7 protein-coding genes and 1 pseudogene are annotated in these 11943 nt (G+C 62.8%); 2 read left to right on the top strand and 6 right to left on the bottom strand.

Annotated elements, in window-relative coordinates; genetic code table 11:
- Positions 1-20: 20 nt before the first annotated feature.
- Entirely contained in the window at positions 21-275 is a 255-nt protein-coding gene (locus CAG02_RS16130; RefSeq protein ID WP_007952486.1) for a hypothetical protein, read from the bottom strand.
- Between the two features lie 282 nt (positions 276-557).
- On the opposite strand from CAG02_RS16130, the pseudogene CAG02_RS30235 reads away from it, so the two are divergent.
- A pseudogene (locus CAG02_RS30235) lies at positions 558-1592 on the top strand (cache domain-containing protein); the annotation flags it as partial.
- A 93-nt stretch (positions 1593-1685) separates the two neighbouring features.
- On the top strand, positions 1686-2450 hold the full coding sequence (locus CAG02_RS30230; protein WP_371320915.1) for a methyl-accepting chemotaxis protein: 765 nt from the start codon (positions 1686-1688) through the stop codon (positions 2448-2450).
- Between the two features lie 62 nt (positions 2451-2512).
- On the opposite strand, the gene CAG02_RS16120 is transcribed toward CAG02_RS30230, so the two are convergent.
- The 5 genes from CAG02_RS16120 to CAG02_RS16100 all read right to left on the bottom strand — a co-directional run bounded on the left by CAG02_RS16120 (position 2513) and on the right by CAG02_RS16100 (position 11832).
- Positions 2513-3115 carry a DUF924 family protein gene (locus tag CAG02_RS16120; protein ID WP_085712789.1) on the bottom strand — a complete coding sequence of 201 codons (603 nt, stop codon included), beginning with the start codon at positions 3113-3115 and terminating at the stop codon, positions 2513-2515.
- 3 nt (positions 3116-3118) lie between these two features.
- Positions 3119-4129, bottom strand: a complete 1011-nt coding sequence (locus CAG02_RS16115; RefSeq protein WP_065261556.1) for a class 1 fructose-bisphosphatase — start codon at positions 4127-4129, stop codon at positions 3119-3121.
- Positions 4130-4324: 195 nt separating this feature from the next.
- A complete protein-coding gene (locus CAG02_RS16110; protein ID WP_085712788.1) occupies positions 4325-5689 on the bottom strand; it encodes a DUF3999 domain-containing protein in 1365 nt (454 codons plus the stop codon).
- The gene (locus CAG02_RS16105; RefSeq protein ID WP_085712787.1) at positions 5686-9279 is read right to left on the bottom strand and encodes a DUF2339 domain-containing protein; all 3594 of its coding nucleotides are present in this window, start codon (positions 9277-9279) and stop codon (positions 5686-5688) included. Before CAG02_RS16105 ends, CAG02_RS16110 begins: the two co-directional genes overlap by 4 nt.
- A gap of 102 nt (positions 9280-9381) precedes the next feature.
- Positions 9382-11832: a glycogen/starch/alpha-glucan phosphorylase gene (locus CAG02_RS16100; RefSeq protein WP_085712786.1), complete on the bottom strand. Its 2451-nt coding sequence runs from the start codon at positions 11830-11832 to the stop codon at positions 9382-9384.
- Between the last annotated feature and the right edge of the window lie 111 nt (positions 11833-11943).

Here is an 11943-nt window from a genome sequence, read left to right as displayed (position 1 = left end):
CGTGGGCGCGTAGCCCCGGTTTACTTCAGGCCTTGGCCGGAAAACATCAACACTTTGTCACCGGCGTACTGCACGCTGATAAAGCTGTTCTTGTCGCCCCAGGTGCAACTGGACATGCCGAGCGCGCCCGAGCAATCGGTGGGCTTGCCGAGCAGCGTCTCCACTTCGGCCTTGGCCATGCCGGCCGAGAGCTTTGAGTAGTTTTCCTGATTGACCTTGCTGCATGCGGCCAACAGCACGCAAAACGACAGAAGGGCGATAGATCGCAGCGACATGGTGTAACTCCTGGAACGGAAGGGGGATGGCCTGGCGCCAACCAGAAGCTTAGAAGAGAAAACCCCTGTCTGGTTCCCTCGGCGGGTGGCTATTTATTGGCCCGCTCGTCCGGCATTCATCGGTAAATCAGACACTTTGTAGGGCTATTGAGCATTTCGTCGCCTTTAACAAAAGCGTCCTCATCTTTGTCGCGCGGCGGTCGAAATAAGAGCAGCGCAAAGCCCGAGAGTGTGGCAAATTGCCGCCCTTTCTTGACCAGCCCCTTCGCGGTAGCTCACTTAATGACCAGAAACATGAAATTCAGCCACAAGATCTTGTTGGCTGCCGCCCTCGTGGTGGCCGTAGCGTTCGCCTGTTTCATTTTGTTCAACGACTATCGACAACGCGAAGCCCTGCAAAGCAGCACCGAAGCGTCAATGCAGGAACTGGGCAGCCTGACCACTAGCAACATCCAGACCTGGCTGGAAAGCCGCATCCAGCTGCTGCAATCGATGTCGCAGCAGGTTGTCGCCGACGGCAGCGCCCCGGCCAGCCTGAAACGCATCATCGACCTGCCCGCCTACACCGGCAATTTCCAGCTCAGCTATTTCGGCGGCGCCGACGGCGTGATGTTCTCGGTCCCGGCCGGCAACCGCGCACCGGATTACGACCCCCGCGCCCGTGGCTGGTACAAGGCCGCGAACAGCGCCCAGCAGACCATCGTCACCGAACCGTACATCGCCGCGTCGTCGGGCAAACTGGTGATCACCGTCGCCACCCCGGTGCAGCGTCAGGGCCAGATGATCGGTGTGGCCGGCGCCGACATCGACCTCACCAGCGTCAGCGCGATCATCAACTCGCTGAACTTCGGCGGCCACGGCCACGCGTTCATCGTCAGTGCAGACGGCAAGATCCTGATCCACCCGGACAGCAAACTGGTGCTCAAGACCCTGGCCGAGGCCTACCCAAGCGGTGCGCCGAAAGTCAGCCCGGGCCTGAAAGAAGTCGAGTTCGACGGCAAGACCCAGCTGATCTCCTTCACCCGCGTCAACGGCGTGCCGTCGGCCGACTGGTACGTGGGCCTGGTGCTGGACAAGGACACAGCGTTCTCGATGCTCAGCGAGTTCCGCACCTCGGCGCTGATTGCCATGGTCATCGCCGTGGTGATCATCATCGCCCTGCTCGGCATGCTGATCCGCGTGCTGATGCAACCGCTGCTGACCATGGGCCGCGCCATGCATGACATCGCCGAAGGCGAAGGTGACCTGACCAAGCGTCTGGTGATCCATGGCCACGACGAGTTCGGCGCGCTGGGTTTGTCGTTCAACCGTTTCGTCGAGCGTATCCACACCTCGATCCGCGAAGTGTCCTCGGCCACCGGGCAGGTCAACGAAGTCGCCCTGCGCGTGGTCGCGGCGTCCAACTCGTCGATGTTCAATTCCGACCAGCAAGCCTCGCGCACCAACAGCGTGGCCGCCGCGATCAACCAGCTCGGCGCCGCTGCCCAGGAAATCGCCCAGAACGCCGCCCTCGCCTCGCAACACTCCAGCGACGCACGCAGCCTGGCGGTCGACGGCCAACAGGTTGTGGATAAAACCATCCACGCGATGCAGCAACTGTCGGCGAAGATCAGCGACTCCTGCGGCAACATCGAAACCCTGAACAGCAACACCGTGAACATCGGGCAGATTCTGGAAGTGATCACCAGCATTTCCCAGCAGACCAACCTGCTGGCGCTCAACGCCGCCATCGAAGCCGCCCGTGCCGGTGAGGCCGGTCGTGGTTTCGCCGTGGTCGCCGACGAAGTACGTAACCTGGCGCACCGCACCCAGGATTCGGCGCAACAAGTGCAGAGCATGATCGAAGAACTGCAGGTCGGCGCACGCCAGGCCGTCGGCATCATGACCGAGAGCCAGCGCGAGAGCGAAAGCAGCGTCGGCATCGCCAACCAGGCCGGCGAGCGTCTGGAAAGCGTGACCCAGCGCATCGGCGAGATCGACGGCATGAACCAGTCGGTGGCGACCGCGACCGAAGAGCAGACGGCAGTGGTCGAGTCGATCAACGTCGACATCAACGAGATCAACACGCTGAACCAGGAAGGTGTGGAGAACCTGCAGGCGACGTTGCGCGCTTGTGCGGATCTGGAGCAGCAGGCTGCGCGGTTGAAGCAGTTGGTAGGTAGTTTCCGTATCTAAGGCGCTCTCACTGATCTCTTCGCGGGCCTTTCTGCGAAGAGGTCAGTCGTCTGGATGCTGATTCAGAACCGCGACCCCGGCTGCGAAAGAAACTCCAACTCCTCCGCCGTAGACTCCCGCCCCAACACCGCATTGCGATGCGGAAACCGCCCAAACCGAGCAATCACCTTCTGATGCCGCTCTGCATAATCCAGGTTGTCGGCAAACACCCCGCGCTCAGCCTCCGGCTGCTCAGCCACCAGTTCAATGAATCGCGAGACGGCTTCATTCTGCACCGCAAGGTTTTCGCAGTGTTCGAAGACGAGGTAGATGAAGAGTCGCTGAATCGGTTTCAACTGCCGGTCGAAATCCGCCGCAATGCCTTGGGCAACCAGTTTCTGCGCCCGCAGATCGCCGGAAAAAGCCTTGGGTGTATCGCGAAAGATCATGCGCGGAAGCTGATCGAGCAGCAGCACCACCGCCAGCCAACCTTCGGGACGTTGCGTCCACTCGGTCAATTCGCCGGCGAGGGCCTGATCGACAAAGACCCCGAAACGCTCACGCGCTTCGAGGTCCTGACTGTCTTTCTTGCCGAACCACAACTTGCCCTGTTGCGCCGTCACTTCAGTCGCTGACTCGGCATGACCGAACCACCAATCGAGCAACGGCTGCCAGGGCGCGGTCATGGTTTATTCCTTGTGGTAGGCCGTAGCGCGGGCGACTTCTTCTTTCGAGCCGAGGAACACCGCTACGCGCTGGTGCAGGCCTTCAGGCTGGATGTCGAGGATGCGCTGGTGACCGTCGGTGGAAGCGCCGCCCGCCTGTTCCACCAGGAACGACATCGGGTTGGCTTCGTACATCAGGCGCAGTTTGCCTGGCTTGGACGGCTCGCGGCTGTCGCGCGGGTACATGAACAGACCGCCACGGGTCAGGATGCGGTGCACGTCGGCAACCATCGCCGCGACCCAACGCATGTTGTAGTTCTTCTTCAGCGGGCCTTCTTCACCGGCCAGCAGTTCCGAAACGTAGCGCTGTACCGGGGCTTCCCAGTGACGCTGGTTGGACATGTTGATCGCGAATTCCTGGGTGCTTTCAGGAATGGTGATGTCTTCGTGGGTCAGGACGAAGCTGCCCATTTCGCGGTCCAGGGTGAAGCCCTTCACGCCGTTGCCCAGGGTCAGGATCAGCATGGTCTGCGGACCGTAGATCGCGTAACCGGCAGCCACCTGCTGGGTGCCTGGCTGCAGGAAGGCCTTTTCATTCAGGGCTTCGTTCTGGCTCAGGTATTCGTTCGGGCAACGCAGTACCGAGAAGATGGTGCCGACCGGGGCGTTGATGTCGATGTTCGACGAACCGTCCAGCGGGTCGAATACCAGCAGGTAGGCGCCTTTCGGATATTTGCCCGGGATCTGGTAGGCGTTGTCCATTTCTTCGGACGCCATGCCGGCCAGGTGACCGCCCCACTCGTTGGCTTCTAGCAGGATTTCGTTCGACAGCACGTCGAGTTTCTTCTGCACTTCGCCTTGCACGTTTTCCGTGCCCATGCTGCCCAGAACACCGCCCAGGGCGCCTTTGGACACGGCGTGGCTGATCTCTTTGCAGGCACGCGCCACCACTTCGATCAGGAAGCGCAGATCGGCAGGAGTGTTGTTGCTGCGGGTCTGCTCAATCAAATAGCGACTCAGGGTAACGCGGGACATGGACGGCTCCGGTGGAATGGGGGGCTGAAAACCCGCGCAGTTTACAGGGAGTCTGAAACCGTAGCGAGCAATGACGCCCGCTAACGTGCGTCGGGTGCAATTCCTGCTATCAGACGTGATCGAACCGGGAGAGTTCAGGCACGGAATTCAGCGTAGTTGGAAACCCGACGGGTGTGGAGGCCACACCCGTCATATTCAGGACTTCGCCGGTGGCTTGCGCAGCAGACTGAAGGCCATCGCGGCCAGAAACAGCACACTGAGCAGCAACACTGCCCACAACCCGATTTTCTTCCAGTTGGTCTCGGCGACAGCTGCTGTCGTCGCCGTCGTTGTCTGCGTCGCGACTGCATCGCCCTGCACCGTGGCCTTGCCCAGCGTGGCCAGTTTCTCCGGTTTGAAGTCGGGGATCAGCGTGGTCAGCGGCAGGTTCGCCGTTCTCACCGTCGGATTGCCCAGCGCCAGGCTGTAAGGCCCGTCACCGCGTGCAAGAAAGATCACCTGAGTGGCGCGCACCGCGTACTTGATGCTCGGCGCCTGTTCGCCGAGGCCGCCGCCGCGTTCGTCGACCGTCAGCTTCAACTGCTGGACGGTCTGCCCGTAAAGCTGCAATTCGTTCTGCACCACGTCCTGGCCATTCTGGGTCAGGCGATAGAGCAAGCCGCTGCTCAACGGCTGCCACGGCAGGCTGGATTCGCGACGCCCCGAGAGCGTCACCGGTGCCAGGCTGTTGGGTTGTTTCAACTCGACCTGGACTCGCTCGACATTCAGCCCCATCGGCAACTGCCAAGTGTATTCCCCGGCCTTGGTGCTGCTGCCGGCCAGCGCTGGCGACCAGACGAGCGGCAGCGGCAGGTTTTGCGGGTCGCTGCTTTTCAACTGCGCCGACGTCAGGGTCGGGGCCGCATTCGGCGAATCCCACAGCAGGCGCAGGTAACGCGCCGATTGTCCCGGCAGCGCGACTTCATGCTGTTCAATGCGCTCATCGGAAAAAGTCAGGCGCGCGACCTGGCCTTCACCCCAGGGTTGCCAGTGCTGCAGGTCGTCGCTGGCCTCGATGCTGAAACGCTGGAAACCGTCGCGCTCGCAGGTCCAGTCGAGGATCAGTTGCTGCAACGGTGCCTTGATCGCGCTGGCATCGAGCAGCCAGCCACGCAGCACTTCCTCGCCCGCTTCCAGTTGACTGGAGGGCTGCACTTCCACCAGCGTGCCGGTGGTGGTCGACTGCACGCGCACGCTCGGTGCGCGTTCGGTGGCATCCGCCGAGTTGTACAGCGGAAACCACTTCACCGTGTTCATGTGGCCGTCGTCGCGGGTCTGTGCCGACTCCCGGGCCAGCGCGTAGGCCTGCGGTTCACCGGCGGCGTTGAACACCCGCAGGTCACTGAGATCGGTTTGACGCGCCTGCAATTGCACGCTCAGCGGCAGTTCGAGACGATACCACGGGCCTGCGCCGCTGACCGACAACGGCACCTGCGCGGCGAAGTCCGCCGGTTTTTCCTGGGCGCCGGCCGTCATGGCCACGCCCAGCAACAGCCACCCGAGATTAAGCTTGCGACTCAAGACGACACTCCTTCGGTTTCCGGGGCCGGTTTGTCCGCCGCCGGTGCAGCTTCGACGCGTTTGGGCGGCAGTGGCGCGAAGTAACCCACCACCAGCAGCAACACGCCGACGCCGATAAACGAGACGATCCGCGCCAGCCCGCCACGGTTGCTCAATTCGACAAAAATCAGTTTGGCCACCACCAGCGCAATCAGCGCCGCACCGATCAGCCACACTTCGCGGCGATGGCGCAGATGCCCGCCGATCATCAGCCCGAGCGCCATCAGCGTCCAGACGATGGACAACCCGGCCTGCACCAGCATCGATTCAAGCAACAGGTCCAGCTCGAACGGGATCCCCGCCCAATGGTGCGCGGCGCGGGTCACCAACGCGGTGCAGAACGCGAACAGCGAAACACCGGCGATCAGTTGCGAGGCGTGAGCGGCGTAATCCTTGCGGATCGACAACTCGTTTACCGCGCTGCGCGACCAGACATAGACGCTGAACAACGCGATCAACAGACCCAGCTCCAATGGGTTGATCAGCGGCACGTAAGGCAGCGGTTCGGCGTTGCCGTCGCTCACCCCATTCGCCAACCAGAACCAGATCAGCATCAACACCGCCAGCGGCGCCGCCGCGAACAAGCGGTACTCGCGAGGGAACGCCGCCACCGGCCAAGGCCAGGTGCGCGGCGCGGCCATCAGCAACAGATACACGCTCGGCAGAATCGCCCAGCCCAGCCAGCGCCAGGCGTTGTATTGCTCGGACAACAGCAGCAGGCCGTAGCGCAACTCCAGCGCCAACACGCCGATCAGCAGCCAGCAACCGAGCACATGGGCCGTGCTCAAGGCCCGCGCCGGCAGCATCGGCGCCAGACGCCGCAGGCTGAAGAAATGCACTGCAAACACTGTTGCCCACGCCAGCCAGCCGAAGTTGGCCGCCGGGTGATATCGCGAGTGCCACGCAGCGAGCAACACCAGTCCGGCTGCCGGAATCAGCAAGGTGCAGAGCAACCCGAGCGACGGCCATTTCAGGCGCAATGCCAACACTGTCCACAACGCGACACTCAACGCGGCGACCAGCAGCAACAACGTCGCCTGCAGATTCAGCGGCGCAAAACGCAGCACCTCGCTGACCCACGCCAGCGCCCACCAACCGGCACCCCACACCAGCAGCACTTCGGACAACCGCTGCAAACTCAGCACATCGAATGCCGAAGCGTGATTACCCAATTGCAGGCGCCACGCACCGATCATCGCCGCCAGACCCAGCACCAGTGGCGTCCAGAACCCGCCATGGGCCAGTGGCCGCAGACCTTCGCTGGACAGCGGCCCGAGCAACTCGGGACCGGCCAGCAAAAACGCCGCGCCGCCGATCAACTGCAACAACAGACCGAATACAAAACTCACGCGCTGCTTGAGGTACAGGCTGAGCCAGATGATCAGCAAGCCACTGGCCGCCCACACCGCGCTCGCGGTCTGCCACGGCAGCACGAACAACACCGCCAGATTGATCAGCACCAGCCCCGCCAGCAGTACCACCGACAAACCGCGCAGCAGACGCACATCGCTGCGCACCATCTCGTCGCGGGCCGCCAGCAGCATGCCGGCGATCAGCGCCAGACCGATCAGCGAGGCGCTAAGCAAACCGCTCCAGCCAGCGCTGAACACGGCCGCCGAATCCTCGCCCGCCCCTTGCAGACGCAACAGGAACAGCGCACCGCCGAGCAGTTGCACGGCAAATGCGCAGAACAGGAACGTGCGCGATTGCAGGCGCAAGCCGACGAACAAGGTCACCAGTCCGGCCAGGGCCCAACTGATTGCCGTGAACTGGACGAAGAAAAACAGCGGCGCCAGCAGATAGAGAAAAGTCAGACCGAGACTCGCCAATACCGGCAGGCCTTGGCGTTCCCATACCGAGGTGTGTTCCGCCGGGGCTTTGCGCAGTTGATAGAAGCTGAACAGCAGCGCAATGCCGAGCATCAACGCCCCCAGCGGCGCACCGTCGAGCAGGCTGCTTTCGCCGACACGCAACTGGCTGAGAAACGCCAGCGCCGAACCCAGTTGCAGCAGCATCGCAAACGCCCGGGCCAACGGGCGATGTTGACGCAGACCCAGCCAGAAAATCCCCGCTCCCTCCACCGCCCAGGCCGCAGAGGTCCAGCGCGCATCCAGCCCCAGCGGAATCGCCAGGCTGGCGAAAATCACCCCCAGCGCCAGGCAAGTCTCGCCCAGCAACAAGGCGCGACCGCCCATCAGCACCCGGGCGAGGGTCATGTAAATCATGCCCAGCGCCAATGCGGTGAACGCGGCGGCGAATTCCAGATGCTGCACCAGCGCGAATTGCAAACCGAAACCCACCAGCGGCGGTCCGAACAGCATGGTGCCGTCGACGTAATCACCCTTGCGCGCCGACCACTGCAGCAGCGCCTCGCGATCGCTCTCTGCCGGGGCGTCCGGCATGTCCAGCAATTTGCGCCGGGCGAACAGCAGGCCGATGGCCAGGTACATCAGGAAGAACAGAATCAGGAACGGCTCGGTGCTCCACAGCAGTTCCGGCGCATACGAACGCACGCCCCAGGCGAAACCGATGCCGAAGGTGCCGGCGAAACCAATCAGGTTGAGCAGGCGCCACGCCTTGAACCACGCAATGGCCAGGATGCCGGCGTTGAGCAACGCGAAATAGCTGAACAGCGCGACATGGTTGCCGGCGCCAGTGGACGTCAGGATCGGCGCGGCAAACCCGCCAAGCGCAGCGACGCAGGCCAAGGCCAGGGAATCCTGGGTGATGGCCAGAATGGCCGAGAACACCGTCACTGCGACCAGCAAACCCAGCGCGGCGGATGGATCGAGCAGCGGATGCAGGCGCATCGCCGCAAACACCGTCAGGTACAACACTGCGATCCCGGTGCCTTGCAGCATCAAGGCGTAGCTCGTGTTGCGATGGCGCAACCACCAGCCCAGCGCCAGCAATCCCAGCGCCGCTGCCGCGACCCCGGCGTAACGCATTTCGATCGGCACCACCATGCCTTCGGTGGCGTAGCGCAGCAGGAAGGCCAGACCAAAGAACAACAGCACCACGCCGACCCGCAGCACGGTGTTGCCACCGAACAGCCAGTTGCGCGCAGCACTGATGCCGCGCTCGATGAGGTTCGGGCCACGGGGTTCGGCAGGTTGCTGTGGTTCGGGAGTGTCAGGGGTTACGGCGTCGAGACGCCAGGCATCGGCCGGCAGCGGCTGACTGGCTTCGCTGGCGACGGCAGAGAAAGGTTCGAGTTCGGGCGGCAACTCCCAGACCAGTTCGGGGGCCGCAGCTTCTTCTGCAACCTCGGCGGGCTCGACCAAAGGCTCGGGGACCGGTTCTACGCCTGGCGCCGGCACCGCGTGCGAGGGCGAGCCCTCCAGCAGATACAGACGCTGCGCGACACCCTGCAAAGCCACCTTCGTCTGTTCAAGTTGCCGCTGTTGCTCCGCCACCTGCGAGCCGAGCCGCATGATGCGGATCGTCTGCCCGATTGCCAGGCCCAGCAAGGCGCCCAATAGCGCAGAACTGAACGATTCGTCGAGCAGCCAACCGAGCAGCAGCCCGATCAACATGAACATCCATTGCATGGTCGATATCCCTGAGCAGCCCCGGAACAGGGCGAAATCAGGGCTCAGTATATCGGCCCGGCCCAACAAGCGTGGGGCCGGGCGCACATTTGTCGCTAAAAGTTACTCCAGTGCCTTCCAGATATCCGTGGCGTACTCGCGAATTGTCCGGTCCGACGAGAACCAGCCCATCCGCGCGGTGTTCAGCACCGCTGAACGCCACCAATTGTTGGAGTCGTGCCAGAGCGCATCGACGCGCATCTGCGCTTCCCAGTAAGAATCGAAGTCGGCGCAGACCAGGAAGCGGTCGTAGTCCACCAGCGAATCGATCAGCCCGGTGTAGCGCGACGTGTCATCCGGCGAGAACACGCCGCTGCGGATCGCCTGCAACACGTCATTGAGGCGATGGGACGCCGCAATGTCCGGCACCGCGCTGAACTCGTGATTCTGCTTGCGCGCTTCGACCTGCTGGGCGCTCAGGCCGAAGATGAACATGTGCTCGGCGCCGATGCGCTCGCACATTTCCACGTTGGCACCGTCGAGGGTGCCGATGGTCAGCGCGCCGTTGAGGCCGAACTTCATGTTGCTGGTGCCCGAGGCTTCGAAACCGGCGGTGGAGATCTGCTCGGACAAATCCGCCGCCGGGATGATGCTTTCCGCCAGACTGACGTTGTAGTTGGGCAGGAACACCACCTTGAGCAGCCCGCGTACGGTCGGGTCGTTGTTCACCACCCGGGCGATATCGTTGGTCAGTTTGATGATGAGTTTGGCCTGGTGATAACTGGCCGCCGCCTTGCCGGCGAAGATTTTCACCCGTGGCACCCAGTCGGTTTCCGGCTGGGCGCGAATCGCCTGATACAAGGCCACGGTGTGCATCAGGTTGAGCAACTGACGTTTGTACTCGTGGATCCTTTTGACCTGCACGTCGAACATCGCCGCCGGGTTCACCGCAATCCCCAGCCTCTCGTGGATCAGGTAAGCGAGCGCTTTTTTGCTGTGCAGGCGTTGTTCGGCGAAGGCCTTGCGGAAGGCCGCTTTTTCGGCGAACGGTTCAAGGTCCAGCAGGCGCTCTTCAGGGTTGTCCAGCACATCCGGGCCGAGGGCATCCACCAGCATCGAGGTCAGTTCGGAGTTGGCCTGGTACAACCAGCGGCGGAAGGTGATGCCGTTGGTCTTGTTGTTGATCCGCTCCGGATAGAGCTTGTGCAGTTCGGCGAACACGGTCTTGCGCATCAGTTGCGTGTGCAGGCCCGACACGCCGTTGACGCTGTGGGAGCCTAGGAACGCGAGATTGCCCATGCGCACCCGGCGGCCGTTGTCTTCTTCGATCAGCGACACCGCGCGCAGCACGTCGAAATCGTGGATGCCCTTGGCCCGCAGCGAATCGATGTGCTGGGCGTTGATCAGGTAGATGATCTGCATGTGCCGCGGCAGCATGCGTTCCATCAGGCCCACCGGCCAGGTTTCCAGTGCTTCGGGCAACAGCGTGTGGTTGGTGTACGACAGCGTGTCAACGGTGACTTGCCACGCCGCATCCCAGGCCACGTCGTAGACGTCCACCAGGAGGCGCATCAGTTCGGCGACGGCGATCGAGGGGTGCGTGTCGTTGAGCTGGATCGCCGCGTGATCGCCCAGGGTCAGCACCGAGGTGTGCATGTTGCGATGGCGGCGCAGCAAGTCCTGAAGCGACGCGGCGACGAAGAAGTATTCCTGACGCAGGCGCAGTTCCTGCCCGGCCTCGGTGCTGTCCGCCGGATAAAGTACGCGGGAGATACTTTCGGCCCGGGCCACTTCGGCCACAGCGCCCAGGTGGTCACCGGCGTTGAAGCGTTCCAGGTGCAAGTCCTCCATCGCCCGGGCGCGCCACAAGCGCAAGGTATTGACGCTCGCCCCGCGCCAGCCGACCACCGGGGTGTCGTAGGCAATCGCCCTGACGGTTTCCGCCGGGTGCCAGACTTGTTTGCTCTTGCCGCTGACATCGGTGACGGTCTCGACGCTGCCACCGAAGCCGATGCTGTAGACGACCTCCGGCCGCTCGAACTCCCACGGGTTGCCGAAATCCAGCCAATGCTCGGTCTGCTCCTGCTGCCAGCCGTCGACGATGGCCTGGCGGAACAGTCCGTGCTCATAGCGAATGCCATAACCGTGACCGGCGATCCCAAGGGTCGACATGCTTTCCATGAAGCACGCCGCCAGCCGTCCGAGGCCGCCGTTGCCCAGCGCGGCGTCGGGCTCCAGCAGGCGGATGCGCTCCAGATCCACGCCCAGTTCGGTCAATGCCTCACGGGCAACATCGAGCAGGCCGAGGTTGCTCAGGCTGTCGTACAGCAAACGGCCGATGAGAAATTCCAGCGAGAGGTAATACACCCGCTTCTGACCTTTGCGGTAGATCTGCCGGGTGTGGTCCATCCAGTGCTCGACCATGTGGTCCCGGGCCGCCAGGGCAATGGCTTCGAACCAGTCATGGTCGAAGGCGTGATCCGGGTCTTTGCCCACCGCGTAGGTGAGTTTGGTCAGGACGGCGTCGCGGAATGCGGCCACCTCTGCTTCGCGAACTAGTGGTTCTTGAGTCATCGATAGGACCTCGAGCGAGCGGGGAATTGTCAGAGCCTAGACGGTCTGACCGACGGTGGGGGCTCTGGTTCGGCAGTTTTTCCTGAGAGTGCGGGATCGTTCGGCAATACC

This window comes from Pseudomonas sp. R43(2017), assembly GCF_002112345.1.
Lineage (GTDB): Bacteria > Pseudomonadota > Gammaproteobacteria > Pseudomonadales > Pseudomonadaceae > Aquipseudomonas > Aquipseudomonas kribbensis.
The sequence above is the reverse complement of the archived record's forward strand: the minus strand, read 5'-3'. Positions and strand labels throughout refer to the sequence as shown.